The organism is Lentzea fradiae (assembly GCF_900100955.1).
Lineage (GTDB): Bacteria > Actinomycetota > Actinomycetes > Mycobacteriales > Pseudonocardiaceae > Lentzea > Lentzea fradiae.
Genome location: NZ_FNCC01000012.1, coordinates 202,384 through 227,510 on the forward strand (window position 1 = coordinate 202,384; position 25,127 = coordinate 227,510).

Sequence of the window (25,127 nt, forward strand, 5' to 3'; positions counted from 1 at the left end):
GATGGGCTCGTGCAGATGTTGTGGCCCTCACCGGGCGGTGAGATGACCGACACAGAGCTGGCGGCGCTGTACGACTACCCGCCGGGCCGCACGTGGGTGACCGCGAACTTCGTGTCCAGCGTGGACGGCGCGGTGTCGGTCGACGGGCGCTCGGCCGGCCTGGGCTCCCCCGCCGACAAGCGGATCTTCCTGCTCGGCCGGGAGCTGGCCGACGTCGTGCTGGTCGGTGCCGGGACGGCGCGGGCGGAGGGGTACCGGGGCGCGCGCCGCGAGCGGCCGTTGCCGATCGCCGTCGTGACCGGGCGCGGGGCGCTGTCGCCGGACCTGCCGCTGTTCACGGACACGAAGGTGCCGCCGATCGTGATCACCTGTGCCGCCGCTCGTCTGCCGGACCTGCCCGCGGACGTGGTCGTCGCCGGTGAGACCGAGGTCGACCTGGGTCTCGCGGTGTCCGAGCTGGCTGCGCGGGGCCTGCACAAGATCGACCTGGAGGGCGGGCCGCGGCTGTTCGGGGCGATGCTCGCGCGTGGCCTGGTCGACGGGCTGAACCTGACCGTCGCGCCGCTGCTGACCGCCGGGGACGCCGACCGGATCGCGACCGGTCCCGTGGTGCCGCCGGTGGACCTCGAACTGGCGTCCGTCCTGCGTGAGGACGACGTGCTGATGCTGCGATACCGGCGGCGCGGCTCCAGCTGAAGGGGCAGGATGTCCGCGTGGACCTACCGCTGACACCGCCGCTGCAGCCGATGCTCGCCACCGCGGTCGACGGCATCCCCGACTCCGCGGACCTGGTGTTCGAACCGAAGTGGGACGGGTTCCGCTGCGTCGTGTTCCGCGCGGGCGACGAGGTCGTGCTGCAGTCGCGCAGCGGCAAGCCGCTCAACCGGTACTTCCCCGAGGTCGTCGCGTCGATGCTGGACGTGCTGCCGGAACGGGTCGTGATCGACGGCGAGCTGGTCGTGGCGAGGAACGACGAGCTGGACTTCGACGCGCTGGCCGAGCGCATCCACCCGGCGGCGTCACGCGTGTCGATGCTGTCGGAGACGTCGCCCGCCACGTTCGTCGCGTTCGACCTGCTCGCGCTGGGGTCGCGTGAGCTGCTGGAGGAGCCGACGGTGGCGCGCCGCGAGGCGTTGCTGGAGCTGCCAGGGCTCAACATCACGCCCGCGACCACGTCCGTCGAGACGGCCCGGCAGTGGTTCACGCTGTTCGAGGGCGCCGGCCTGGACGGCGTGATGGGCAAGCCCGCCGACGGCCCGTACACGCCGGGCAAGCGGTCGATGATCAAGGTGAAGCACGCGCGGACCGCCGACGTGGTCCTGGCCGGGCTGCGCTGGCACAAGGACACCGAGCCGGGCACGGCCGTCGGCTCGTTGCTGCTCGGCGTGTACGACGACGCGGACGTGCTGCACCACATCGGCGTGTGCGGGTCGTTCAAGGCCGCCGAACGCCGCGAGCTGGCCGCCGAGCTGGCTCCGCTGATCACCGAGTCGGACGACCACCCGTGGGCGGCCCCGCGGCCGGGCCAGCGGATTCCCGGCGAGATCAACCGGTGGCGCGGCAAGCAGGCCGAGTACGTGGCGTTGCGGCCCGAACGGGTCCTGGAGATCCACTACACGCAGACCGAGGGCGACCAGCCCGTGCGGCTGCGGCACAACGGCCAGTTCGCCCGGTGGCGCCCGGACCGCGAGCCGTTGTCGTGCCGCTACGACCAGCTGGAGGTCCCGGCCCGCTACGACGTGGCGTCGGTGCTGAAAGGCGAGCTGCGGCCCCGCTAGCGCCGCGCCAGAAGTTCCTTCCGCCTTCGCCCACCACACCCGCCCGTGTGCCACCCACCAGTGTTCACCAACGCCTCCGCGTGACGTGGCTGTAGGACGCGGGGCCCCCGCGTCCTATTGGACGGAACGTAGGGCCCCCGCGTACCCGGCGGGAAACACGAAAGAGAGTTGCGAACGGGGTGCGGCGTTACGGACAGTGCTTTTGCAAGCACGCTTAGCGCTTCGCCGATCTCGTCGCGCCGACGGACGCCACGACGACGCAGCAGATCGCGAACCATTGCGCCAGCGAGAGGTGCTCACCGAGCAGGAGCAGACCGGCCAGCGCCGCCACCGCCGGTTCGAGTGACATGAGGATGCCGAACACGTGCGGCGGCATGCGCCGCAACGCCTCCAGCTCCAGCGAGTACGGCACCACCGACGACAGCAACGCGACCGCTGCCGCCGCGGCCAGCACGACCGGGTCCAGCAGTGCCGTGCCCGCCGACGTGACGCCGAAAGGCAACGCGACCGCAGCGCCCACCACCATCGCGAGCGCGAGCCCCTTGCCGTCGTTCGTTGCGGTGCCGAGCTTGGCCGTCACGAAGATGTACGCCGCCCACAACGCGCCCGCGGCCAGCGCGAAGAGCACGCCCGTCCACAACAGACCGCCCTCCACGCGGGTGAGCAGCACCACACCGGTGCCCGCGAGCAGCACCCACAGCCCGTCGAGCCAGCGCCGCGAGCCCGCCACGGCCACCGCGAGCGGGCCGAGGAACTCGATGGTCACCGCCGCGCCGAGCGGGATGCGTTCGATCGCCGCGTAGAAGCACAGGTTCATCGCCGCCAGCACCACGCCGTAGGTGACGACGACCGTCAGCGTGCGACGGTCGAGCCGCAGCGACGGGCGCCAGATCGCGAGGAGCACGACCGCGGCCAAGACCAGGCGCAACGTGACCGTGCCGATCGCACCGGCCGTGGCGAACAGCTGCTTCGCGACCGCCGCTCCCACCTGGACGCTGACGACTCCGAGCAGCACGAGCGCCGTCGGCGGGATGCCGTCCACGAGCCTGGTGACGGTCAGCCGATCGGAGTGGGACATGCCCCCATCCTGTCTCACCCTCAATTCACCTTCGGCGTGCGAGGGTGAACGTCCCGGAGTGTGAACGAGAGCGAGGAATTCTGTGCGTCGCGCTGCCTTGGCCCTACTGGCAGTGAGCGTGCTGACGGCGTGCAGCGCGGGCCCCTCGACCCGGCCGGTGATCGCCGTCAAGGGCGAGGACAGCGGACCGGCTGACCAGAGCACGCTCGCCGGGCCGCAGCCGGTGCCGCCGGTCGGCGAGTACCGGAAGGACTCGCTGGCCTGGTCGCCGTGCAACGAGCAGATGAAGGACCGCCTCGGCACCGAGGCCCCCGAGGGTGACCAGACGTACGAGTGCGCCCGCATGCCGTCCGTCCTAGACCCGCCGGGACGTCCCGGACGCGGCACGATCGGCATCACGCTGATGCGCGTCGGCACCGGCAACAGCGCGCTGGTCGTGGTGACCGACCCCGGTGGCGAGCCCGGCACCGTGAAGGCGGCGAAGCTCGCGGCGACGTTGCCGGAGGAGATCCTCAGCACGTACACGCTCATCGGCGTGGACCGCCGCGGCACGGGCCGTTCGGACGGGCTGGCGTGCGTGCCGCAGACGACGCGCGCCGAGCTGGTGGAGTTCGACCCGGCCGACTCCGAACAGGCGGACCTCGTCGTCGCCGCCGGTGAGGCGTCGCAGGAGTGCGTGCTCGACCTCGAAGGCAGGCTGACGGCGTTCGACTCGTGGCGCGCCGCCGCCGACCTGGACCGCCTGCGCGACTTCCTCGGCATGACCCGCCTCAACGCGCTCGGCCTGGGCGAGGGCTCGCGCGTCATCACCACCTACGCGCAGCGCTATCCGAGCCGCATCGGCCGCACCGTGCTCGACGGCGCCCCCGACCCGACGCTCGACCAGGTCGGCGTCCTGGAGTCGCGCGCCAAGGCCGCGGAGGAGACGTTCGACGCGTTCGCCCGCGACTGCCAGATCCGCGGCTGCGCCCTGGCGAACCCGCGCGAGGACGTGCAGGCTCTGCTCACCCAGCTGCGCACGGAGCGCATCCGCGGCGAGTACATCGACCTCACCCCCGGCTCGGCCCTGACCGCGATCACCACCGGCCTGACCGACCGCAGCCGCTGGCCCGCGCTGAGCGACGCCATCGTGAAGGCCCGCGGCGGCGACGCGAGCGGCCTGTTCGCGATCCTCAACCCGGTCGTGAACGACCTGGAGGAGAACCCGCCGCGCTTCGACGCGGGCCTGATCATCGGCTGCAACGACACCGCCACCCGAATCCCACCCGACCGGGTGAAAGCGCTGAGCGCCGACTGGCAGGGCAAGTACTCGATGTTCGGCGCCCTGCACGCGCGCCGGCTGCTGCACTGCAACCCGTTCCCGCCGCCCAAGGCGGAGAAGCTCGACCCGCTGAAGAGCGCGCCGCCGATCGTCGTGCTGAGCACCGCCCACGACCCGGAGACGCCCGCATCGGGCACCGAGCACGCGGCGCAGCGGCTGCCGGGGTCGGCGCTCATCGGCTGGCAGGGCAGCGGGCACGGCGCGCTGGGCCTGTCCGGGTGCGCCACCACGGCGGTGCGGGACTACCTGATCGACGCGAAGGTGCCGTCGAACGGCACCGTCTGCCCGCCCTGATCCTGTTGGGGCACAAGGTCTTCTGACTCACGGCACAGGGGCCTCCCGCACCGGTGGTGCGAGAGGCCCCCGCCGAATCTTCGTGTCAGCAGCCGGAACAACAGCCGCAGCCGGGACCCGTGCACCCGGAACAGCACCCACACGTACCCATCAGGGCCTCCCCAACTCCAAGCCGGACCTCTGCGCGGGACCTCCGCGCTTTCCACGGTCCGCCCCGGCACCAGCCCTGGGAAGGCCCCTCACCCGAACGCGAGGGGACAACCACCCCAGACCTCGCTGGCCGTGACCGAACTAGGCGCCCAGCTCCTCGAGAGCCTTCTGCGCTGCCTCCAACTCGGCGCGCAACTGCTCCACCCGGGCCAGCTGCTGGGCACGCGCCGCGTTCAGCACGCCCTCGACGATCTCGGCCACCTCGGGCGTGAGCAGCTTCGCGGCCTGCGCCACGGCGGCCGGTGCCACCGGGGTCGGGCGGACCGTCTTGCGGGTGCCCTGCATGACCTCGACGACCCACTCGCCCTCCCCCGCCGTCACCAGCGTGACGGTGACCTCGGGGACCGAGTTCTTGGCCGCAGGCTTGCGCGCGGGCTTCGCGGGCGCCGCCTGCTCGGCCGCGGGCTTCGGCTTCGGGGCCGCGGGCTTCACCGGCGCCTCCGGGACGTAGGGGTGGATGACCTCGGTCGTGCGCGGCGGCTCCGGCGGCGGCGGAGGCGGCGTCGCCGGCTTTTTGCGCGGCGGGGGCTTCTCCAGCGTCAGCTCGGCCGGGGAGAAGGACATCTCGTCCTTCGAGCCCGTGGGCCGGACCTGGATGAAGTCGCCCTCGGGAGGATCGGTGACCGCGAGCAGCTTCGCCGACCTCCCCTCCTCCATGCCCACCGCAGCCGCCGTGAACCACACCATCGGCTGGGCGCCTTCGTCGAGCTGCGAGCGCAGGCTGCCGACGTCCTCCGCCGACAACCCGCTCTTCTTCGCCATCGCGCTGCCCTCCCCACCACTCGAACACCTGTGCCCCAGCATGCCCTACACCCCCGACAATTCTGAGCACAGGGTCGATTTCAAGATCATCACAGCGTGGTAGGACTGGAGGCGAGCCCTCCGACGCCGAGCGAGGCCACGATGCGCCTGACGCTTCTCGCTGTTGTCACGGTCCTGACAGGCTGCACCACCCCCGAACCCCCGCCCGTCCCCCGCGTCACGACCTCCGTGGAGTTCCCCGCCGACGAGTGGGACCGCAGGTTCGACGCGGCACAACGCACGCCACACCCGTGCGGCCCGGCGACAGCGCGTTCACCGGAATGCGCCGACTGGATCTCCGCCCAGGCCGACCTGGTGTCCGCCCTCAGCGCCGCACTGCGGTCGCGCGAGGACTCCAGCCGCTACAGCAGAACGCTGGCAGGCATCGTGAAAGTCCTGCAGTCACGCGAGGCTTACACAGAGTGCGGCACCGACGACACCGACTGCTGGCGCCACGCATGGCAGGTCAACCTGGCTTCTTTGGCCTTGCGCACAACGTTGCACGACGACCACACCCGCTGACTCACTCGTCTTCGACGCGCAGCACGTACTCACAGCCGTACTCGACCGCGTACGACAACTCGTAGATGTGCACGATCTTGGGCCCGGCATGCAGGTGCACGTACGTCACGACCTGCCTGGGCACCTCCGGCGTGGCCGGCAGTGAGTCGACACGGCCGTCGAGGGGACCGCCGACGTACCGCACGACATAAGGCTGCGTCACGGCGAACCTCCTCTCGCGTTCTTCCCATTCTACGAGGTGGTTCGCGGTATCCAAGCCGGGTACAACCGGTTGGCGCACCGGCGGTCGGCTCACCCGCCGAACCACCGGGCGGCCGGTTCGCCGAACGTGCGTGCCTCCGGCATCCGCCCCAGGAACCAAGTCAGCGTGGACGTGCACCGTGTACGCCATCACCGTTCCGGCGCTTTCGTTGGCGTTCAACGGCGTTCGCCCGCGACGCCGGCGCACGGCTGGACGGCGCGAAGGTTGACAACGGCCGCGGGCCTCAGTCAGAAGATGCCCTGCGAGACGACGTCCGGGGCCACGTTCAGCGATCGAAACGCCACCTCATGAACGCCACGGCGGCAACGCCGAGTACCACCATCACCACATAGGTCCACGGCTTCTGCACGTCGAGAACTGTCACGACGGCGCCTACGACAATTCCGATCACCACCAGACCGAGTACTGCTGCCGCCTGCGGCTTGCCTTTCAGCACGAAGATCGTCCCTTCGCTTGCCAGATCAGCCGAAAATCACGATTCCGATGCCGAGCCCAAGGCCAACCACGCCACCGTAGAAGGCACCGGAGGCGGCTCCCGCCAGACATCCGGCCGCTACGGTGAGAGCACACCCGCCGATACCGCCTGCGACGCCGACGACGGCCACAGTGTCGGCGATCGTGCCCATGTCGGACTTGAAGTCGTCCACGCTGTAGGCGCCGGTCGGGTCGGTGTTGTTGATCGGGTCGGACTGGGCGTACGCGTACAGGTTGCGCTCCTGCTGGGTCGGGTCCGGTGCGGTGAAGCGGCCCCACGAGGAGTTGTAGTAGCGGTGGCCGAACAGCGTCAGGCCGCCTTTGAGGGTGTAGCCGCCGACGCAGCGGAACGGGTTCGTGCCCGCCGCGGCGTTGATGTACCACTCGTCGTCGTAGCCGTAGGAGTGACGCAGCGTCAGGTCGATCCCGGTGCCGCGGATCGTGAGGTCGCGGTGGTCGATCCAGAGGTTGCCGTTGGACAGGTTCACACCGAACTGAAGACGATCACTGACCTGGAACCGTTCGATCGGATAGTCCGGCAGCACCCCCCAGGCCGAGGACCGGCACGACAAGCTTTGAACCCCGGCCGTACCGGGCTGATCCGCAGCGGGCCGGGCCCGGCCCGCAGGCGGCGCCCCTCCCACCACGGTCCGATTCGCCTCGCCCGGCGTCCATCCCTGCTCGACAACCGGTGCCGCCGACGCAGTGGACGTCGGAAGAACAGCAGGAACCGCAGCGGTCAGAACGACGGCCACACTCAGGGATAAAGCGCGCAGCATGAAGCGGCGCACTGGTGAAGTGCGTGACAAATCTTGTCCCCTCAGTGAAATACTTCCCCAGACAGGCCCCCCGGTCCCTGCGCATCCCTTGATGCTCAAAATCGCGCTGGGCCAAACCCACAGGCTGTGACAACACCTGATCGGACGAACCGGATCGACTGCCCGCAGATCGTGCGCTCGGCCTTGCCCGCGGCACGCAGCTCACGACGGAAGGACACGGCAAGATCCGCGAGCCGCTCAGTCATCCATCCAGATGTCCGGCGAGCAGGCACCACGCTGGATCGCACAGTGCGTGAGTTCTACACGTTGCCCCAGATCTAGCGCTTCGCCCGCGACGGCTGCACCCGCATCGGCTCCCCCGGCATCTTCGGGTAGTCCGGCGGGTAAGGCATCTCCCCGCGGGGATCGGCCTCGTACCACTCCAGCAGCTTCTCGATCCCGAACGCCTCGGAGTCCAGCCCGGCGTGCGGGTCACCGCGCTCCGCCAGATAAGAAGGCACAGTGAGCACATCGAAGTCGTCGGGGTCCACAGTGGACAGCTCATCCCACGTGACCGGGGTGGACACGGTGGCACGCGGGGTGCCGCGCACCGACCAGGCGGAGGCGATCGTGCGGTCCCGCGCCGCCTGGTTGAAGTCGATGAACACGCGAGAACCGCGTTCTTCCTTCCACCAGGCCGAGGTCGCGAGCGAGGGCGCGCGCTTCTCCACCTCGCGGGCCAGTGCGATCACGGCGTGCCGGACGTCGACGAAGTCCCACTCCGGCCTGATCCGCACGGCCACGTGGATGCCGCGTCCGCCGGACGTCTTCGGGTAGCCCGTCAGGCCCGCGTCGGCGAGGACCTCGCGCAGCACGGCGGCGACGCGGGCGGCGTCGGAGAAGTCGGTGCCCGGTTGCGGGTCGAGGTCGATGCGCAGCTCGTCGGGGTGGTCCACGTCGGGGCGGCGGACGGGCCAGGGGTGGAAGTCGAACGTCCCGAGGTTCGCGGCCCACACGACCACGGCTTCGGAGGTCGGGCAGATCTCGTCGGCCGGGCGGCCGGACGGGAACTTCACCTGGACCGTCTCGACGTAGTCGGGGGCGCCTTTGGGGACGCGTTTCTGGTAGAACGCCTCGCCCTCGACGCCGTCGACGAACCGCTTGAGCACCACCGGGCGGTCGCGCAGCACGGTCAGCAGGACGGGTGCGACCGTGCGGTAGTACTCGACCACCTGGCCCTTGGTGATGCCCCGTTCGGGGAAGTACGGCTTGTCCGGGTTGGACACCCGGACGAGCTGGTCACCGACCTGGAGCTCGATCGCCTTCGACTTCGCAGCAGCCACGCCAGCACACTAGAGCCCCCGCACGAACGCCGCGAGCGTGAGCTCGAAGCTGTCGCGGTCGAGCTCGGCGGCCACGGCGGGCAGCAGGTGGGCGCGGTCGAGGTTCGGGAACCGGTCTCCGTAGTCGGCCGGGTCGGCGGAGAAGCCGTTGGAGAACGAGCTGAGCGCGGCGCCGAACACGATGAACATCAGGCCGGCGACGATCATCGTGGCCTCGCGGCGGGACCAGCCCGCGTTCACCAGTGCGCCGTTGAGGATGTCCAGGCGGCGCAACGACTCCTCGCGGCCCGCCGGGCCGTAGGCGAGGAACGGGACGATGTTCGGGTGGGCGGACAGGGCCTCGCGGTAGGAGCGGGCGCACCGGACGAGGCCCTCGCGCCAGTCGACGTCGAAGCCCGACATGTCGACCGGCTGGAGGATCGACGCCGCGATGTCGTTCAGCAGCTGGTCCTTCGTGCGGACGTGGCCGTAGAGCGACGCGGCCTGCACGCCCAGCTCCGCGGCGAGCTTGCGCATGGACAGGCCGTCCAGGCCGTCGCGGTCGATGATGGCCAGTGCCGCCGACCGGATGCGGTCGGCGCTCAGAAGAGGGGTGCTCGGCCGGGGCATGTGAGTTAACCTAACACTGTTCGGTTAATCGGGAGGGGTCGTGGATCTGGCGCTTTCGGAGGAACACCGGCAGCTCAGGGAGCTGGCGCGGCGGTTCACCGACGACCGCATCGTCCCGCACGCCACGCGGTGGGACCGCGAGGAGGCGATCGACAGGGACCTGGTGCCCGCTCTCGGCGAGGTCGGGTTCCTGGGGCTGGGCGTCGACGAGCGCTACGGCGGGTCGGGCGGCGACAACCTCGCCTACTGCCTGGTGCTCGAAGAGATCGCCCGAGGTGACAGCGCCGTCCGGGGCATCATCTCCGTCTCGCTCGGCCTGGTCGCGAAGTCGATCGCCCAGCACGGCACCGAGGAGCAGAAGCAGCGCTGGCTGCCGGGGCTGACGGCCGGCACGCGGGTCGGCTGCTTCGCGCTCACCGAACCCGGCACCGGCAGCGACGCCGGGAGCCTCGTCACCAAGGCCGCGAAGACGGCCGGCGGGTACGTCATCAGCGGCCGCAAGATCTTCATCACCAACGGCACGTGGGCGGACGTCGCGCTGGTGTTCGCCAGGACCGGCGGTCCCGGCCCGAAGGGCATCTCCGCGTTCCTCGTGCCCACCGACACCCCGGGCTTCACCGCCACCGAGGTCAAGGGCAAGCTCGGCATGCGCGGCCAGGCGACCGCCGAGATCACCCTGGACGACGTCGAGGTGCCGGACGACGCCCTGCTGAGCGAGCAGGGCTTCAAGGTCGCGATGGGCGCGCTCGACAAGGGCCGGATGTCCGTCGCCGCCGGGTGCGTCGGCGCCGCACGGGGCGCGCTCGAAGCCGCGCTGAGGTACGCGAAGGAACGCGAGCAGTTCGGCAAGCCCATCGCGGGCTTCCAGCTCGTGCAGGAGCTGCTCGCGGACATGGCCGTGGAGACCGACGCCGCGCGCCTGCTCACGTGGCGGGTGGCCGACCTCGCCGACCGCGGTGAGCCGTTCGGCACCGAGGCGTCGATGGCCAAGCTGTACGCCAGCGAGGCGGCCGTGCGGGTCGCCAACAACGCGATCCAGGTGTTCGGCGGCTACGGCTACGTCGACGAGTACCCGGTGGGCAAGTACCTGCGGGACGCCCGCGTCACCACCCTCTACGAGGGCACCAGCCAGATCCAGAAACTGCTGATCGGTCGCGCGCTCACGGGCGTGAACGCGTTCATCTGAAAAGGGGAGCAATGGACTTCACGCTCGACGAGGAGCAGAAGGAGATCCGCGAGTGGGTGCGGACCTTCGTGCGCAAGGAGATCATCCCGCTGGAGCCGGAGGTGCTGCGCCGGGAGCGCGCCGGGGAGCCCGGTCTCGCCAAGGGTGAGCTGAAGGCGTTGCAGGACAAGGCGAAGCAGGCCGGGTTCTTCGGCGTCCTCACGCCGCAGGAGTACGGCGGCATGGGGCTCGGCGCGATGATGACCGCCCTCATCGAGGCCGAGCTCGGCCGCAGCTTCGTGCCGTTCCGGTTCGGCGGCTACGCGGACAACATCCTGTTCCACGGCAACGAGGAGCAGAAGCAGCGCTACCTGCTGCCGACGATCTCCGGCGAGCGGGTGTCGTGCTTCGCGATCACCGAGCCGGGCGCGGGCAGTGACGCCAAGGCCATCCGCACGTCCGCCGTCAAGGACGGCAACGAGTGGGTGATCAACGGCGAGAAGACGTTCATCACCCAGGGCAACGAGGCCGACTTCGTCATGGTGTTCGCCGTGACGGACAAGGAGAAGGGCGCCGACGGCGGCGTCACGTGCTTCCTCGTCGACCGCGACATGGGCTGGAAGTCCGAGCCCATCCCCACGATGGGCCAGTGGGGTCCCGCCGCGCTCGTGTTCGACAACGTGCGGGTGCCGGAGAAGAACGTCCTCGGCGAGGTCGGCAAGGGCTTCCACCTCGCGATGCAGTGGATCGGCCAGGGCCGCTACCTGCTGCCCGCCCGTGCGCTCGGCAGCGTCGAGCGGCTGGTGGAGATGGCCGTCGAGCAGGCCCGCAACCGCGTCACGTTCGGCAAGCCCATCGCCGAGTACCAGGCCATCCAGTGGATGATCGCGGACTCCGCCGTCGAGATCGAGGCGCTGCGCTGGCTCGTGCTGCACGCCGCGTGGCTCGTCGACCAGAAGCAGGACTCGCGCCAGGCGCAGTCGATCGCGAAGCTCTACGGCGGCATCAAGGCCAACGAGATCGTCGACCGCGTGCTGCAGATCCACGGCGGCATGGGCTACACCCGTGAGCTGCCGATCGAGCGTTGGTACCGCGAGCTGCGCCTGCTGCGCATCTACGAGGGCACCGACGAGATCCAGCGCCGCACGATCGCGCGGAACCTGCTCAAGGGCCACGCGAGCGTGCGTGGCACCCTCGGTTAAGTGCTCGACCACCGCATCCTCGGCGTCGTCGAACGACAGGTACGCACCTGGTCGTCCGGCGACGCCGAGGTGTACGCGTCGGCGGTCGGCGGCTTCTCCCCCGCGTTCGCCATTCCCCTGCTGCAACAAGGCGGACCGCAGATCGGGCTGATCGGCGCGGACATGACGCAGGTCCTGCACGCCGAGCAGTCGCTGTGGTTGCACGGACCGTTGCCGGAGGCCGGTTCCACACTCGTCACCAAGACGGTGGAACACATCCACGACAAGGGTTCCGGCGCTCTCGTCGTGAGCCGCTGGGAGTCGGAGCACGCGACGACGCGCTCGTCGTGCTTCCTCAAGGGGGAAGGCGGTTTCGGCGGCGAACGCGGCGAGACCCGCACGTTCGCGGTGCCGGACACCGCACCGGAGACGAGCTTCTACCTCACCAGCCCGGACCAGGCCGTGCGCTACCGCGAGACCGGTGACGTGAACCCGATGCACCACGACCCGGAGTTCGCGCGCCGCGCCGGGTTCCCGCGGCCGATCCTGCACGGCCTCTCCACGCTCGGTATCACCGTGCGGGACAAGGACTTCACCGAGCTGCACGCCCGGTTCACCGCTCCCGTGCTCCCCGGCGACGAGCTCCGGGTCGAGCACTGGCCGACCGGCGAGTTCCGCACGTCCGTGGACGGCAGGCAGGTGCTCGTCGGCCGGGTCGTGCTCACGCCGCGCTGACGGCCTGGCACACCGGGAACCGCACCCCGGTGAGGTCCTCGGAGACGTCCCAGAGCCGTTGCTGCACGGCCATGTCGTAGGACGCGGGGCTCGACGTGACGAGCTTGGGACGGCCACGTCCCTCCGCCACTCCGTCCGGGCCGTAGTACTGCCCGCCGAGCACGGCCGGGTCGGTGGCGGCCCGCAGGGTTGGCAGCGCGCCGTCCGCCGCGGGCTGGGTGAGCAGCGGAGCGAGCAGGGTGATCAGTCCGCGGGCAACGGCGGGGCTGTTGCGGGCCAGCTCGGTGTTGGCGATCCCGGGGTGCGCGGCCGTCGCGATGGTGGTGCCGTGCGGGGCGAGCCGGCGCTGCAGCTCGTAGGTGAACATCAGGTTGGCGAGCTTCGACTGGCCGTAGGCGGCGGCGCGGTCGTAGGAGCGCTCCCACTGCAGGTCGTCGAAGTGGATGTCCGCGCGGATGCGGTGTCCCGTGCTGCTGACCGTGACCACCCTGGAGCCGGGCACGGGCAGCATCAGGTCGAGCAGCAGCCCGGTGAGCGCGAAATGCCCCAGGTGGTTGGTGCCGAACTGCAGCTCGAAGCCGTCCTGGGTGGTCTGCTTGGGCGTGTACATGACACCGGCGTTGTTGATCAGCAGGTCGATCTTGGGGTGGGCGGCGCGCAGGTCCGCCGCCGCGGCGCGCACCGACGCCAGCGACGTCAGGTCCAGCTCCTGCACGGAGACGTCGCCGCTGATCCGCGCCGCGGCCTGCTTGCCCTTCTCGGCGTCGCGCACGGCCAGCACGACGGACGCGCCGCGCTCAGCGAGCCGCCGGGCGGTCTCGAAGCCCAGACCGGTGTTCGCGCCGGTCACCACGGCCACGCGGCCGTCCTGGCGCGGGATCTGCTGCTCGGTCCACTTCATCTCGGTCTCCTTAGGTACCACCGGTAACTTATGCTCGGAACGCTAATGTACCGCCGGTACCGTGTCAAGGGACCGGCGGTACCCTAAAATCGGCCGCATGACGTTCCAGCGGGCGCGCACCGAGGAGCAGCGCGAGGTCCGGCGCCGGGCGATCCTGGACACGGCCTCCGCGATGCTCGACGAGATGCCGGTGGCCGAGGTGACGCTCAACGAGCTGAGCCGGCGGGTCGGCCTGGCCAAGACCGCGGTGCTGCGCTACTTCGAGTCACGCGAGGCCGTGCTGCTCGACCTGCTGGACGACCGCACCGCGTCCTGGCTCACCGAGCTGGAGCGGGAACTGGCCGAGGGCGTCGCGCCGGACGGGCCGATGGCGGTGCGGGCCGAGCAGACCGCCGAGGTGCTCAGCCGGTCGCTCGCGGCCAGGACCGTGCTGTGCGACCTCTTCGGCGCACAGGGCGGGGTGCTGGAGCACAACGTCTCCGTCGAGTCGGTCCGCCGGCACAAGCGGACGTCGCTCGCGAACCTCGCGGTGATGGGAAAGCTCTTCCGGCGCCACCTGCCCGAGATCGGCGAGCACGCCGAGGTGTTCTGCCTGCACGCCTTGCTGATCGCGGGCGCGCTGTCCGGGTACTCGGCCCCGCCGCCGAGCTTGCTCGCGGTCTACGAGTCGGAGCCGGAACTGGCGGTGCACCGCGTCGAGCTGCGGCCCGCCCTGCGGCTCGCGGTCCTCACCTCGCTGCTGGGACTGCTGCCGCGCGCAGAGTGAGCGCTTGTACCGTCCGGTGCTTCAATTGGCAATGACAGCAACGAAATCTGAACCAACCCGGTGCGGAATACGTGACCTCTTGTGAACACAGACGAACACCACAGGGAGTCCCGATGCGGGTCGCGTCACGCACCGTCTTCGACTTCGTCCGGCTGAACGGCACCACCGCCCCGGTCGAGACCGAACTGATCTACCAGGCCGACGACCCGTTCGCGGTGACCATGAAGTTCCACTCCGGCGGGTCCGTGGCGACCTGGATCATGGGCAGGGACCTGCTCGCCGAGGGCCTCTCGAAGCCCGCGGGCGACGGCGACGTCAGGGTCAGGCCGCACTCCGGCCGCACAGCCGTGCTCGAACTCGTCTCCGAGCAGCACGTCACGGTGTTCCGCTTCCCGGCCAGCACGCTGAAGAAGTTCCTCGCCGCCACCTACCGGCTCGTTCCCGCCGGAACCGAGCGGTTCGACGCGGACGCGTTCCTGAGCACCGTGCTGCGCTAACGCCCCAGGCTCGCCAGCATCTGCGCGCAGACGCGCGACAGGTGCCGGCGCATCACGGCCGACGCCCTCGCCGCGTCACCGTCCTCGACCGCCCGCACGAGCTCGTCGTGGTCCTCCATCGACGCCTGCTGGTGCGACGGGTCGTCCTCCAGCCCGCTGCGCAGCAGCACCACGCGTTGCTGCACGAGCCGGACCTGCTCGGCGATGTGCGGACTGCGCGCCGCGTCCAGCAGCGCCTGGTGGAACGCGAGGTCCAGCCGGTACGGGAACGGCTGCCCCGCCCGGTAGTTGCGGCGGCTCTCCGCGCAGACCTCGCGCAGCCGCACCAGGTCCACGTCGGTCCGGCGGGACGCCGCCAGTTCCGCGGCGGCGCATTCGAGCGCGGTGCGCAGCTCGAACAACGCGCGGACGTCGTCCGCACCGGCGTCGGGCACGAACGCGCCCCGGTGCGGCACCAGGACGAGCAGCCGCTCGGACGCCAGGTGCCGGATCGCCTCGCGCAACGGGCCGCGGCTGATGCCGAGCTGCTGCGCCACCTCGACCTCGTTGACCCGGGAGCCGGGCGGGATCTTGCCCGTGAGCACCTGCTCGCGCAGCACGTCCACGGCCTGCCCGGCGAGGCTGAGGTGCAGAGGGGGTGTCACCTTCGTCTCCTGATCTGGACGGCGGCGGCTGTCCGGTCGTTAAACTAGCGAACATGTCAACTGTCGACAGTTGGCAGTCTGCGTCCGGAGGAGGGTGACGGTGGGACACGAGGTTGTGGCCGAGGTCTGGCGGGGCGACTTCCTGGAGTCGGTGCACCACGGCAGCGTCGTGGCGACCGATCCGTCCGGCTCCCCCGTGCTGTCCGTCGGACGGCCGGGTGACGTCACGTTCCCGCGGTCGTCGAACAAGCCCTTGCAGGCCCTCGCGATGCTGCGCGGCGGCCTCGACCTCGACGGCGAGCTGCTCGCCCTGGCCTGTGCCTCGCACTCGGGCGAGGACTTCCACGTCGAGGGCGCTCTGCGCATCCTCGCGTCCGCCGGTCTCGGCGAGGAGGCGCTGCGCTGCACGCCGGACCTCCCGATCGGCGAGCAGGCCCGCGCCCAGCACCTCGCCCGCGGCCTCGGTGCCGCCCCGAAGTACATGAACTGCTCCGGCAAGCACGCCGCCATGCTCGCCACCTGCGTCGCCAACGGCTGGTCCACCGAGACCTACCTCGACCCCACGCACCCGTTGCAGGTCGCGACGCGCGCCACCATCGAGGACGTGGCGGGCGAGCCCGTCGCGCAGGTCGGTGTCGACGGGTGCGGCGCCCCGATCTTCGCCATCAGCCTCACCGGTCTCGCCAGGGCGTTCGGCCGGCTGGCCAGCGCCGCCCCCGGCACGCTGGAACACCGCGTGACCACCGCCATGAACACCCACCCCGAGTGGGTCGGCGGCACCGGCAGGGACGTCACCGCGCTGATGAGGGCACTCCCCGGGGTCATCGCCAAGGACGGCGCCGAGGGCGTCTACGCGGTGGGCCTGCCCACCGGCGAGGGCGTCGCGCTGAAGATCGCGGACGGGTCGTCGCGCGCCCGCGCGGTGGTGATGGTCGCGGTGCTGAGGCGGCTCGGCGTGGACGTGAGCGGACTGGAGGACCTCGCGACGGTGCCGGTTCTCGGTCACGGGCGTGCCGTCGGCGCCGTCAGGCCGTCACTCGCCGTGGCCAGCTGACGCCCGTCACGGCGGCTCCGGGAGCGCTGAGCCACTAAACTGGGGCTCATGGGCGAGCCGAAGGACGAGCGCGAGAAGTTCCAGGAGGAACTGATCGGTCTCGATCCGCACGACCCCGAGACGAAGGCGTTCGCCGAGCACCTCGACCGGATGAAGCGGGAACGCCCCGGCTTCACGGTCGAGGGCTACCTGGACGGCGTCCGGGACTTCGCCGACTCGGCGAACCGCACGACCGGGCACCGGCGGATGCTGGCCGTCGTCGTCGTGGGCCTGATCCTGCTCGGTGTGATCCTCACGATCTGGTTCGCGCTCGGTGACATCATCACCATCATCTTCTGACCCTTGTCGAGGTCTTACGGCTCTCGCGCGCCTCTGCCACCGGGAAGCCTCACGGCACCCGCGGCGTTATAAAGAGACATGGAACCTGTTGTCGGCGCCACCCCGAAAGTCGTGCGTTCCGAAGAGGAATGGCGCGCCCAGCTCAACCCCGCCGAGTACGCGGTGCTGCGCCAGGCCGGCACCGAGCGTCCCTGGACGGGCGAGTACACCGAGACCAAGACCGAGGGCGTCTACGAATGCCGTGCGTGCGGCGCGGAGCTGTTCCGCAGTGACACCAAGTTCGACTCGCACTGCGGCTGGCCGTCGTTCTTCTCCCCGCTCGCGGGCGACGCGGTCCTGCTGCGCGAGGACCGGACGCTCGGGATGAAGCGCGTGGAAGTGCTGTGCGCCACGTGCCACAGCCACCTCGGACACGTTTTCGAGGGTGAGGGCTACCCCACCCCCACGGACCAGCGGTACTGCATCAACTCCGTTTCCTTGAAACTCGTTCCGTCCGAATAGGAGACTGGTCGTGAGTCCGGTCACCACGGACCGGATCGACCCTGGGAGGCACCATGAACTTCTTCGGCACCGATGGCGAAGGCTCCGGCGGAGTCGACGGCGGCTCGTCGAGCTGACCGGGGACGGGCAACCCTAAGGCTTCGTCAACAAGTCTTGTGGGCATGTGGCCTGCACCACACCATGAACGTCACCGAAGTGACTTCGGGGCAGTCAGGGGGTGGGTCGCATGCTGAGGCCGTGGGGGTTGTCCGGACCGGAGTTCCTCCAGCTGTACTGGATCGGACTGGCACTGGCGGTGCTGGTCGCGGTCGTGGTCCGGGTACGCGTGCGAGCTGGTCGGGGAGACCAGCCCGTGCGCTCCCTGGACATGGACGAGCTCGCCTATCTCGCGGGCGGTCCGAGGCGCGTGGTCGAGACGGCCGTCGCGCGACTTCTCACCGCGGGTGAGATCCGCACTTCACGGCGTGGCGCGGTGTCCACCACGACCACCACGAGCCCGCGGAACCCGGTGGACCGCGCGGTGGTCGACGACTGCCGCCGCTACACCAACCGCACCGTCAACCTGATGATCCCGGCCGTCGCCGCCGGAGAGGCCGTCACCGCGATCGGGCGGCGGCTGGAGGCGATGGGCCTCGTCGTCGACCCCGCTGTCGCGAAGAGCGCGCTGCGCAAGGGAACTCTGCCGTTGTGGGCACTGCTCGTGATCGGGGTGGCGCGCTGGGTCAACGGCGTCGCGATCGACGCGCCCGTCGGCTGGCTGACGATGCAGCTCGTGCTCACCGGCCTGCTGCTCCTGCTGCTCACGCGGCGCTCCAAGCACGTCCGCACCGGCAAGGGGAACCGGGTGCTGGACGAGGCACGTGGCGGGGGCCTGCGCGCGGGCGCGCCGGACGAGGCGCTCTACGCGGGCGCGGCGGGACTCGTCGTCTTCGGCGGTCTCGCCGTCCACCCGGACCTGGAGGTGCGCAGCTCGTTGCTGGCGTCGTCCGGGTCCGCCGCCACGTCCGGCTCCACCTACAGCTCGTGTTCGGCCGGTTCTTCTTCGTGTTCGAGCGGGAGCAGCTGCGGCGGGGGCGGCGGCTGTGGTGGTGGCTGCGGCGGCGGCTGATCGGTTCTTTTCCGTAACACCAGGAACCCGGGGGTGGATCTCACGTCGAAGAGGCATCGGCTCGGTGAGGGGGAGGTGCTGATGGCCACGTTCTCGACACCGCACCAGGCGAACTGGTCCGCGGAGGAGATCGCGTTCCTGGCGAAGGGGCCGGGCAGAGCGGCGGAGGCGGCTCTGGCCCGGCTGGTGGAAGGCGGTCTCGTGCGCGTTTCCCGCGAGGGCCTCGTGACCGCCGTCCACCAGAACGGTTATGGCGCGACGACGCCGATCGAGGCGTTCGTCCTCTCCGGACTCCACGGCGCCGCACGTCCACTCCCGCAGGTGGTCCAGGTCGCCGCGGCGAGCCACGAGATGGCCGCGCTGCACCAAAGCCTCGTGGCCCGCGGGATGGTGCGTCCGCAGTGGGGACAGCCTCGCGGTGGTGTTCGCGCCGTACGAGTGCTGCTGGTCCTACTCGCGATCGTCGCGGCGATCGGCGCCATCGCGTTCAACGGCTGGATCATCCTGCTGGCCCTGGCGTTGGTCGTTGTCGTCGTCCTGCTGCGCGACAAGGGCAGGCTCACGCCGGACGGCAAACGCGTTCTGCTGTACTCCTTCCGGAACCAGCGCGACAGCGCGGCGTTCCGCGGGCTCAACCGGGGCGGGCACCGTTCCAGGGGGTCCGGTTCGCACCACGCCACCGGCTACAGCGGCGGCACCCACGACTACTTCGACCACAGCAGCAACTGCGGCAGTTCGTCGAGCTGTTCCAGCAGCAGTTGCGGCAGCAGTTCGAGCTGTAGCAGCAGTAGCAGTTCGAGCTGTAGCAGCAGTAGCTGCGGCAGCAGCAGCTCCAGCGACTGAGAGGGGACGATGGCCACACCGACGAGCACCCAGGGCGCACAGCTCTCCCCGGAGGAGATCGGCTTCCTGGCCGGCGGACCGGGCAGAGCCGCCGAGACCGCGCTGGCACGGCTCCTCGACGCCGAACTGGTCAGGGTGGCGCGCGACGGCAGGGTGTCCGCCGTGCACCAGAACGGCCACGGCGCGACGACGAGCCTCGAAGCACGCGTCCTCAAGCAGGTGCGGACGCCCGTCTGGTTCCACAAGGTCGTGAAGAACGCGGCGAAGGACCAGGAGACGCAGGCCCTCCACCGCCGGTTGCTGGAAGCGAAGCTCCTGCGCCGCAGCCGCAAGCGGATCGTCGTGTGGTGGCTGCTGGTGGCCATCGGCGTGCTGCTGGGCCTGCTCAGCCTCCTGATGCCGGCGTTGCTCTTCGGCGCGTTCGCCTTCCTCTGGGCCGGGCTGTACCTGCGGGGCCGCCGTCCGCTCACGCGGGCGGGCAAGGCCGCGGTCTCCGGCACACCGGCGAGCGACCGGGTCTTCGCGGTCGCGCGGTACGGCTTCTTCGGCACCGTCGCCGGGCAGAGCGTCCACGAGCTCTTCGAGCTGCCGAAGGGCGTCGTCAAGACCGCTTCCGGACAGCGAAAGCCCGCCAAGCGCCGCCGCACCGGTGGTTCCGGCGGATCGAGCTGCGGCGGCGGTTGTGGCGGCAGCTGGTCGTCCGACAGCAACAGCGACAGCGGTGGCGGGAGCAGCTGCGGTGGCGGCGGTGGCTGCGGCGGTGGAGGGGGCGACTGATGGCGGGCATCGCGGACCTCGGCGTCGGCATCGGCTGGCGCCCGGAGATCGACCTGACCGTGGAACGGCTGCCCGGCGTGGACTTCGTCGAGGTCGTCGCCGAGAACCTCCACATCGGACACCTGCCGGAGTCGGTGACGCTGCTGCTGGACCGCGGCGTGCCGGTGCTCCCCCACGCCGTGTCGCTGTCGCTGGGCGGCGCCGAGGAGGTCGACCTGGCCAGGGTCGAGCACCTCGGCGCGGTCGCGGAGGCGGTCGGGGCGCCGCTGGTGAGCGACCACGTGTGCTTCGTCCGCGCGGGCGGCCTCGACTCGGGCCACCTCATGCCGGTGCCGCGCACCAGGGACGCGCTCGACGTGCTCGTCGCGAACGTCAGGACCGCCCAGCGGAACCTGCCGGTGCCGCTCGCCCTGGAGAACGTCGCCGCGCTGCTGGAGTGGCCCGACGGCGAGCTGACCGAGGGTCAGTTCCTGGCCGAGCTGGTCGAACGCACGGACTGCTGGCTGCTCGTCGACGTCGCGAACCTCTACGCCAACGCCCGCAACATCGGCACGGACCCCGGGCGGTTCCTCGACGAGATCCCGCTGGAGCGCCTGGCGTACGTGCACGTGGCGGGCGGTGTCGAGCACGGCGAGGTCTACCACGACACGCACGCGCACGCGGTGCTCCCGGAAGTGCTCGAACTACTCGACGAACTGTGTTCACGTGTTAATCCGCCCGGTGTTCTGCTGGAGCGCGACGACAACTACCCGTCCGACACCGAAATCGCGTCCGAGCTGGCCGCGATCCGCGCCGTCGTCGACAAAAAGCGTGACTGAAATGAGCGGCACTCCGACCGCGAGAGAAAAGCTCGCGTCTCAACAGGCGGCGCTGCTGAACGCATTGCTGGCGAACGGACCGGCTCCGGACGGGTTCGACGAACGACGGATCGACGTCGAGCGCCGCGCCCTGCTCGCGAAGCGGCGCGGCATCGTGCGGATGCTCGGTCCCGACATCGCCGACACCCTCGGCGACCGGTTTCAGCCGCTCTTCGACGTCTACGCCGCCGAAAACCCCCGCCGCACGGGCTCGCGCGCACGCGAGGACGCCGCCGCGTTCGCCGAATGGTGCCGTGCCGCCGGAGAGCTCCCGACCGGCCGCAAGGCGCGCTGGAAGTTCTGGCGGCCGAACTGACGGACGAGCGTCTCATCAGCTCAAATCCTCCGTTCAGCCCCTGTGTGCCCCGGCCGCCGTCGATACGTTCACAGGCGTCGGGGGTCTTTTTGCAATGCCTTCGCATAACCCGCGAGAGGCCATCCGGCCTGCGCGGACCACAGCGCGCAGACAATTCGACCCACGAGGGGATTCGAATGCGCGGAAAAACAACGGCACTGGGCGCCGTCACGGCGCTCGCCCTGACGGCGTTACCCGGAGCGGTCGCGACGGCCGCACCTCCGGCACGGCAGGCGGTCGACCAGGTCACCCTCGTCACCGGGGACAAGGTCCTGCTCGGCCCCGACGAACAGATCGTCGCCATCGAGCCCGGTGAGGGCCGCGGCACCTTGACGTTCAAGACGCACCGCGGTGCCGGCGGGCACACGATGGTCGTCCCGGAGGACGCGTTCGGGCCCCTGGCGGCGGGCCGGCTCGACCGCAGGCTCTTCGACGTCACGACGCTGCTGGAGTTCGGCTACCGGGACCGCATGCCGCTGATCGTGGACGGCAGAGCCAGACTGGCCGCGCGGAACACCGGCGACTGGTCCGCGCTGAAAGCCTCCGGGGACAAGATCTGGCTCGACGGTCTCCGCAAGCCGGTCCTGGACCGGTCGGTCGCCCAGATCGGCGCTCCGGCCGTCCACGAGCGCGGCATCACCGGCAAGGGCGTCAAGGTCGCCATCGTCGACACCGGTGTCGACGAGAACCACCCCGACCTGGTCGGCCAGCAGATCGCCGAGAAGAACTTCACCGACGACCCCGACACCGTCGACCGCTACGGGCACGGCACGCACGTCGGCGCGACCGTCGCGAGCCACGGCGCGCAGTACGGCGGTGTCGCCCCCGGCGTCCAGCTGATCGACGCCAAGGTCTGCTCGCTGAACGGCTGCCAGGACTCGTGGATCCTCGAAGGGATGCGCTGGGCGGCGGAGCAGGGCGCCCAGGTCATCAACCTGAGCCTCGGCGGCACCGACTTCCCGGAGGTCGACCCGCTGGAACAGGCCGTCGACGACCTCACCGCGGAGTTCGGCGTGTTGTTCGTCATCGCTTCGGGCAACGACGGCTCCACCGGCTCGGTCAACTCACCCGGCTCGGCGGACGCCGCGCTGACGGTGGGCGCCGTCGACCGCGACGACAGCCTCGCCTGGTTCTCCAGCCGCGGCCCGCGCGTCGGGGACAGCGGCCTCAAACCCGAGGTGACAGCGCCCGGCGTCGGGATCGTCGCGGCGGCCGCGGGCACGAACGGCGACCACATCGCGTCGGACGGCACGTCCATGGCGGCGCCGCACGTGGCGGGCGCCGCGGCACTGCTGCTCCAGCAGCACCCGGACTGGACCCCGGCGCAGCTCAAGTCGGCACTGGCCTCCACGGCCAAGCCCACGGCCGACGTCAGCGCGTTCGACCAGGGCGCCGGGCGCGTCGACGTCGCGAAGGCATCCGACCAGGTGCTGACCGCCGACGCCGTCACGCTGAACTTCGGCCGGTTCGAGTGGCCGCACGACGACAACGAACCGGTGACCAAGCGGCTCACGTACTTCAACCCCACCGACGAGACCGCCCTGCTGGACATCAAGTTCAGCGGTGACGTCCCGCGGGGCTCCTTCACCGTCAGCGCCGACAAGCTCTTCGTCCCCGCCAAGGGCTCCGCGTCCGTCGACGTCATCGCCGACACGCGCGCCACCACCCGCGAGGGCACCCACTCCGGTGAGGTCGTCGCGACGTCCGGCTCGCAGACAGTCCGCACCCTCGTCGGGTTCGAGCGCGAGGGCGAGAGCTACACCCTCGCGCTCGACATGACCGACCGCGAGGGGCAGGACCCCGGGGTCTCCCTCACGTTCATCGACGGCCTCGACAACGACCTGCTGGAGATCGTCTTCGGCGAGGGCGACTCGAAGCTGCGCCTGCCCAGGGGCACGTACATCGTCGACTCGTCGATCGGGACCTCCGCGGGCACGGTGACGGTGATCGCGCCGAACGTCGTGCTGACCAGCGACCAGACCGTCCAGCAGGACGCCAGGCTCGCCAAACCGATCTCGATCACGGCCCCGCTGCCCGTCGGCGACCTGGTCGTCGGCGAGGTCGTCTGGCGGCGCTCGTCCGGCGACCGCGCCCACCAGTCGACGATGGTCAGGTTCGGGGGCCTCGACGGGTTCCTGATCGCCCAGTCCGGCGGCAAGCTGCCGCCGGAGGAGATGTCGTCGCTGGTGACGTTGCACGCCAACGCCGCGGAGGAGGAGAACACCTACTTCCGGCTGGCCTACCCGTTCGGCGGCGGCCTGCCCGACGGGCTGACCAGCGCGCCGCGGCTGGAGGACCTGGCCCGCGTCGAGTCCACCGTCGGCACCCTCGAACCGGGCAGCACCATCGGGAAGGGCGAGGTGTCGACCTCGGTGCACGGCCTGACGTCCGGCGCGGCGATCTACCCCGTGGGCTCCGGCAACAAGACCGTCGACCTGGTGACGACCGAGGACGTGAGCTGGCAGTCGTACGCGACGGTCACCTACCCCAACGGCGCCATCCAGCAGGCCAGCTCGGCGTGGCGCCGCTACGAGGCGGGCAAGACCTACCGGGAGGCCGAGGTCCAGCCGGTCTTCTCACCGGGCCTGCCCCCGTCGTCGGACCGCTACGGCGAGCGCTACGGCCACGCGATCAACCTCTTCGTGCCGATGGTGGCCGACGCGACCAACGGCTCCGGCGCGTCCACGATCGACAGCGCGCGCACCGCCCTGTACCGCAACGGGACCCTGGTCGGGGAAGTTCCCCTGACCAGCGGGACGTTCATCGGCCTGCCGATGGCGCGGGGTGACTTCCGCGCCGAGATGAGCGTCGACAGGAGATCGCAGTTCGAGTTCAGCACCGAGGTGTCGGCGGCGTGGACGTTCAAGTCCGACGGCGCGGAGGGCAGGGCGGACACGCTGCCGCTCTCGGTGGTGCGGTTCGCGCCGAAGCTCGACGCGAAGGGCTCGGTGCCCGCGGGCACGTTGCAACGGGTCGGGCTGTCCGTCCAGTCGCAGGGCGACACCGGCAAGGTGCGCGTCACCGGCGTCGAGTACTCGCACGACGACGGCAAGACGTGGCGCCGTGCGGGCGTCGTCGGCGACAGCGCGCTGATCTACCACCCGGCGGACGCGCGGTGGGCCTCGCTGAGGGCCACCGCGACGGACGCCAAGGGCAACACGGCCGAGGTGACGGTGATCCACGCCCACAAGGTGGGCTGACACCGTGACGGGAGGGGCCGCACCCGGCGGCCCCTCCGCTCTACGGCAGGTTCAGGACGAGCTCGGACGCCGGGACGCGGGTGCCCGTGTAGAACGGGACCTCCTCGCGCACGTGCAGCCGCGCCTCGGTGCCGCGCAGGTGCCGCATGAGGTCGACGATGCGGTGCAGCTCGTCCGCCTCGAACGCGAGCATCCACTCGTAGTCGCCCAGCGCGAACGACGCGACCGTGTTGGCCCGCACGTCCGGGAAGTCGCGGGCCTCCTTGCCGTGGTCCGCCAGCATCTTGCGGCGGTCCTCCTCCGGCAGCAGGTACCACTCGTAGGACCGCACGAACGGGTAGACGCACACGTACTTGCGCGCCTCCTCACCCGCGAGGAACGCGGGGATGTGGCTGCGGTTGAACTCGGCGGGCCGGTGCAGGGCGACCTGCGACCAGACCGGCGTGGAGACCTGGCCGAGCGGGGTGCGGCGGAAGCCGGTGTAGGCGGCCTGCACCTGCTCGATCTCCTCGGCGTGCCACCAGATCATGAAGTCCGCGTCGGCGCGCAGCCCGGCCACGTCGTAGACGCCGCGGACGACGACCCCCTTGCCCTCCAACGCGTCCAGGTAGTCCTGGGTCTCGCTCGCGGCCGCGCCGCGGTCCTCCGGCAGCTTGCCGGGTTCGACCTTGAACACCGACCACATGGTGTAGCGGATGGTGTCGTTGAGCTCGTTGTAGTTCAGGCGCGCCATACGTCCATCTTGGCACGGGCC

28 protein-coding genes are annotated in these 25,127 nt (G+C 70.5%); 18 read left to right on the top strand and 10 right to left on the bottom strand.

The features are described 5' to 3' along the window. Positions 1-42 precede the first annotated feature (42 nt). Entirely contained in the window at positions 43-696 is a 654-nt protein-coding gene (locus BLT23_RS28060; protein ID WP_245744261.1) for a pyrimidine reductase family protein, read from the top strand. A gap of 17 nt (positions 697-713) precedes the next feature. Continuing rightward, positions 714-1,778 carry an ATP-dependent DNA ligase gene (locus BLT23_RS28065; protein ID WP_090054176.1) on the top strand — a complete coding sequence of 355 codons (1,065 nt, stop codon included), beginning with the start codon at positions 714-716 and terminating at the stop codon, positions 1,776-1,778. A gap of 214 nt (positions 1,779-1,992) precedes the next feature. Here the strand turns inward: BLT23_RS28065 and BLT23_RS28070 are convergent, their stop codons facing one another. Next, complete coding sequence (locus BLT23_RS28070; RefSeq protein WP_090054178.1) at positions 1,993-2,856, bottom strand: EamA family transporter; 864 nt, start codon at positions 2,854-2,856, stop codon at positions 1,993-1,995. A 112-nt stretch (positions 2,857-2,968) separates the two neighbouring features. On the opposite strand from BLT23_RS28070, the gene BLT23_RS28075 reads away from it, so the two are divergent. Then, the gene (locus BLT23_RS28075; protein ID WP_245744263.1) at positions 2,969-4,471 is read left to right on the top strand and encodes an alpha/beta hydrolase; all 1,503 of its coding nucleotides are present in this window, start codon (positions 2,969-2,971) and stop codon (positions 4,469-4,471) included. A 291-nt stretch (positions 4,472-4,762) separates the two neighbouring features. Here the strand turns inward: BLT23_RS28075 and BLT23_RS28080 are convergent, their stop codons facing one another. Then, on the bottom strand, positions 4,763-5,443 hold the full coding sequence (locus tag BLT23_RS28080; RefSeq protein ID WP_090054182.1) for a DUF6319 family protein: 681 nt from the start codon (positions 5,441-5,443) through the stop codon (positions 4,763-4,765). Between the two features lie 96 nt (positions 5,444-5,539). On the opposite strand from BLT23_RS28080, the gene BLT23_RS28085 reads away from it, so the two are divergent. Next, on the top strand, positions 5,540-6,004 hold the full coding sequence (locus BLT23_RS28085) for a hypothetical protein (protein ID WP_143036073.1): 465 nt from the start codon (positions 5,540-5,542) through the stop codon (positions 6,002-6,004). A gap of 1 nt (position 6,005) precedes the next feature. Here BLT23_RS28085 and BLT23_RS28090 read toward each other — a convergent pair whose 3' ends face one another. From BLT23_RS28090 to BLT23_RS28105, 5 genes are all read right to left on the bottom strand, one after another. After that, positions 6,006-6,206 carry a hypothetical protein gene (locus BLT23_RS28090; RefSeq protein ID WP_090054186.1) on the bottom strand — a complete coding sequence of 67 codons (201 nt, stop codon included), beginning with the start codon at positions 6,204-6,206 and terminating at the stop codon, positions 6,006-6,008. Positions 6,207-6,531: 325 nt separating this feature from the next. After that, positions 6,532-6,702, bottom strand: a complete 171-nt coding sequence (locus BLT23_RS40990) for a hypothetical protein (protein WP_176946959.1) — start codon at positions 6,700-6,702, stop codon at positions 6,532-6,534. A gap of 25 nt (positions 6,703-6,727) precedes the next feature. Further along, entirely contained in the window at positions 6,728-7,531 is an 804-nt protein-coding gene (locus BLT23_RS28095; RefSeq protein ID WP_218133918.1) for an RHS repeat-associated core domain-containing protein, read from the bottom strand. A gap of 305 nt (positions 7,532-7,836) precedes the next feature. Beyond that, positions 7,837-8,841, bottom strand: coding sequence for a non-homologous end-joining DNA ligase (ligD, locus tag BLT23_RS28100; protein ID WP_090054188.1), 1,005 nt, complete (start codon positions 8,839-8,841; stop codon positions 7,837-7,839). Between the two features lie 9 nt (positions 8,842-8,850). Continuing rightward, on the bottom strand, positions 8,851-9,450 hold the full coding sequence (locus tag BLT23_RS28105; RefSeq protein ID WP_090054190.1) for a TetR/AcrR family transcriptional regulator: 600 nt from the start codon (positions 9,448-9,450) through the stop codon (positions 8,851-8,853). A 40-nt stretch (positions 9,451-9,490) separates the two neighbouring features. Here BLT23_RS28105 and BLT23_RS28110 point away from each other — a divergent pair, with 40 nt between their 5' ends. Genes BLT23_RS28110 through BLT23_RS28120 form a run of 3 tightly spaced genes read left to right on the top strand, consistent with a single transcriptional unit; the run spans position 9,491 to position 12,531 of the window. Continuing rightward, a complete protein-coding gene (locus tag BLT23_RS28110) occupies positions 9,491-10,636 on the top strand; it encodes an acyl-CoA dehydrogenase family protein (RefSeq protein ID WP_090054193.1) in 1,146 nt (381 codons plus the stop codon). 11 nt (positions 10,637-10,647) lie between these two features. Then, entirely contained in the window at positions 10,648-11,817 is a 1,170-nt protein-coding gene (locus tag BLT23_RS28115) for an acyl-CoA dehydrogenase family protein (protein WP_090054195.1), read from the top strand. Then, positions 11,818-12,531 carry a MaoC/PaaZ C-terminal domain-containing protein gene (locus BLT23_RS28120; protein ID WP_090054197.1) on the top strand — a complete coding sequence of 238 codons (714 nt, stop codon included), beginning with the start codon at positions 11,818-11,820 and terminating at the stop codon, positions 12,529-12,531. Here the strand turns inward: BLT23_RS28120 and BLT23_RS28125 are convergent. After that, the gene (locus BLT23_RS28125; RefSeq protein ID WP_090054199.1) at positions 12,518-13,432 is read right to left on the bottom strand and encodes an SDR family NAD(P)-dependent oxidoreductase; all 915 of its coding nucleotides are present in this window, start codon (positions 13,430-13,432) and stop codon (positions 12,518-12,520) included. The two genes, BLT23_RS28120 and BLT23_RS28125, sit on opposite strands and share 14 nt — an antisense overlap. Positions 13,433-13,529: 97 nt before the next feature. Between BLT23_RS28125 and BLT23_RS28130 the strand changes: the two genes are divergently transcribed. Both BLT23_RS28130 and BLT23_RS28135 read left to right on the top strand, forming a co-directional pair. Beyond that, positions 13,530-14,198 (top strand): TetR/AcrR family transcriptional regulator, encoded by a 669-nt coding sequence (locus tag BLT23_RS28130; protein WP_090054202.1) that lies wholly within the window; start codon positions 13,530-13,532, stop codon positions 14,196-14,198. A gap of 113 nt (positions 14,199-14,311) precedes the next feature. Then, the gene (locus tag BLT23_RS28135) at positions 14,312-14,695 is read left to right on the top strand and encodes an SsgA family sporulation/cell division regulator (protein WP_090054204.1); all 384 of its coding nucleotides are present in this window, start codon (positions 14,312-14,314) and stop codon (positions 14,693-14,695) included. Here BLT23_RS28135 and BLT23_RS28140 read toward each other — a convergent pair. After that, on the bottom strand, positions 14,692-15,339 hold the full coding sequence (locus tag BLT23_RS28140) for a GntR family transcriptional regulator (protein WP_090054206.1): 648 nt from the start codon (positions 15,337-15,339) through the stop codon (positions 14,692-14,694). The two genes, BLT23_RS28135 and BLT23_RS28140, sit on opposite strands and share 4 nt — an antisense overlap. Positions 15,340-15,439: 100 nt before the next feature. Between BLT23_RS28140 and BLT23_RS28145 the strand changes: the two genes are divergently transcribed. The 9 genes from BLT23_RS28145 (at position 15,440) to BLT23_RS28185 (ending at position 24,373) form a co-directional block, all read left to right on the top strand. Further along, complete coding sequence (locus BLT23_RS28145) at positions 15,440-16,393, top strand: asparaginase (RefSeq protein ID WP_090054208.1); 954 nt, start codon at positions 15,440-15,442, stop codon at positions 16,391-16,393. 48 nt (positions 16,394-16,441) lie between these two features. Then, positions 16,442-16,732, top strand: coding sequence for a hypothetical protein (locus tag BLT23_RS28150; protein WP_090054209.1), 291 nt, complete (start codon positions 16,442-16,444; stop codon positions 16,730-16,732). A 78-nt stretch (positions 16,733-16,810) separates the two neighbouring features. Further along, positions 16,811-17,233 carry a peptide-methionine (R)-S-oxide reductase MsrB gene (gene msrB, locus BLT23_RS28155; RefSeq protein ID WP_090054211.1) on the top strand — a complete coding sequence of 141 codons (423 nt, stop codon included), beginning with the start codon at positions 16,811-16,813 and terminating at the stop codon, positions 17,231-17,233. Between the two features lie 226 nt (positions 17,234-17,459). Continuing rightward, positions 17,460-18,341, top strand: coding sequence for a TIGR04222 domain-containing membrane protein (locus BLT23_RS28160; protein ID WP_143036074.1), 882 nt, complete (start codon positions 17,460-17,462; stop codon positions 18,339-18,341). 33 nt (positions 18,342-18,374) lie between these two features. After that, positions 18,375-19,184, top strand: a complete 810-nt coding sequence (locus BLT23_RS28165) for a TIGR04222 domain-containing membrane protein (protein WP_090054216.1) — start codon at positions 18,375-18,377, stop codon at positions 19,182-19,184. Between the two features lie 9 nt (positions 19,185-19,193). Continuing rightward, positions 19,194-19,961: a TIGR04222 domain-containing membrane protein gene (locus BLT23_RS28170; RefSeq protein ID WP_090054218.1), complete on the top strand. Its 768-nt coding sequence runs from the start codon at positions 19,194-19,196 to the stop codon at positions 19,959-19,961. Further along, positions 19,961-20,779: an MbnB/TglH/ChrH family RiPP precursor modification enzyme gene (locus BLT23_RS28175; protein WP_090054220.1), complete on the top strand. Its 819-nt coding sequence runs from the start codon at positions 19,961-19,963 to the stop codon at positions 20,777-20,779. Before BLT23_RS28170 ends, BLT23_RS28175 begins: the two co-directional genes overlap by 1 nt. Position 20,780: 1 nt before the next feature. Beyond that, complete coding sequence (locus tag BLT23_RS28180; RefSeq protein ID WP_090054223.1) at positions 20,781-21,134, top strand: SCO6045 C-terminal-like domain-containing protein; 354 nt, start codon at positions 20,781-20,783, stop codon at positions 21,132-21,134. Between the two features lie 176 nt (positions 21,135-21,310). Continuing rightward, positions 21,311-24,373, top strand: a complete 3,063-nt coding sequence (locus BLT23_RS28185) for a S8 family serine peptidase (protein ID WP_090054225.1) — start codon at positions 21,311-21,313, stop codon at positions 24,371-24,373. Positions 24,374-24,413: 40 nt separating this feature from the next. Here the strand turns inward: BLT23_RS28185 and hemQ are convergent, their stop codons facing one another. After that, positions 24,414-25,106 (bottom strand): hydrogen peroxide-dependent heme synthase, encoded by a 693-nt coding sequence (gene hemQ / locus BLT23_RS28190; RefSeq protein ID WP_090054227.1) that lies wholly within the window; start codon positions 25,104-25,106, stop codon positions 24,414-24,416. Between the last annotated feature and the right edge of the window lie 21 nt (positions 25,107-25,127).

Bases quoted from the DNA above. Each gene is read 5' to 3' on its own strand.
- BLT23_RS28060 (WP_245744261.1), top strand. From the start codon at position 43: ATGACCGACACAGAGCTGGCGGCGCTGTACGACTACCCGCCGGGCCGC.
- BLT23_RS28070 (WP_090054178.1), bottom strand. From the start codon at position 2,856: ATGTCCCACTCCGATCGGCTGACCGTCACCAGGCTCGTGGACGGCATC.
- BLT23_RS28080 (WP_090054182.1), bottom strand. From the start codon at position 5,443: ATGGCGAAGAAGAGCGGGTTGTCGGCGGAGGACGTCGGCAGCCTGCGC.
- BLT23_RS28105 (WP_090054190.1), bottom strand. From the start codon at position 9,450: ATGCCCCGGCCGAGCACCCCTCTTCTGAGCGCCGACCGCATCCGGTCG.
- BLT23_RS28115 (WP_090054195.1), top strand. From the start codon at position 10,648: ATGGACTTCACGCTCGACGAGGAGCAGAAGGAGATCCGCGAGTGGGTG.
- BLT23_RS28125 (WP_090054199.1), bottom strand. From the start codon at position 13,432: ATGAAGTGGACCGAGCAGCAGATCCCGCGCCAGGACGGCCGCGTGGCC.
- BLT23_RS28130 (WP_090054202.1), top strand. From the start codon at position 13,530: ATGACGTTCCAGCGGGCGCGCACCGAGGAGCAGCGCGAGGTCCGGCGC.
- BLT23_RS28135 (WP_090054204.1), top strand. From the start codon at position 14,312: ATGCGGGTCGCGTCACGCACCGTCTTCGACTTCGTCCGGCTGAACGGC.
- BLT23_RS28150 (WP_090054209.1), top strand. From the start codon at position 16,442: ATGGGCGAGCCGAAGGACGAGCGCGAGAAGTTCCAGGAGGAACTGATC.
- msrB (WP_090054211.1), top strand. From the start codon at position 16,811: ATGGAACCTGTTGTCGGCGCCACCCCGAAAGTCGTGCGTTCCGAAGAG.
- BLT23_RS28160 (WP_143036074.1), top strand. From the start codon at position 17,460: ATGCTGAGGCCGTGGGGGTTGTCCGGACCGGAGTTCCTCCAGCTGTAC.
- BLT23_RS28170 (WP_090054218.1), top strand. From the start codon at position 19,194: ATGGCCACACCGACGAGCACCCAGGGCGCACAGCTCTCCCCGGAGGAG.
- BLT23_RS28175 (WP_090054220.1), top strand. From the start codon at position 19,961: ATGGCGGGCATCGCGGACCTCGGCGTCGGCATCGGCTGGCGCCCGGAG.
- BLT23_RS28180 (WP_090054223.1), top strand. From the start codon at position 20,781: ATGAGCGGCACTCCGACCGCGAGAGAAAAGCTCGCGTCTCAACAGGCG.
- BLT23_RS28185 (WP_090054225.1), top strand. From the start codon at position 21,311: ATGCGCGGAAAAACAACGGCACTGGGCGCCGTCACGGCGCTCGCCCTG.
- hemQ (WP_090054227.1), bottom strand. From the start codon at position 25,106: ATGGCGCGCCTGAACTACAACGAGCTCAACGACACCATCCGCTACACC.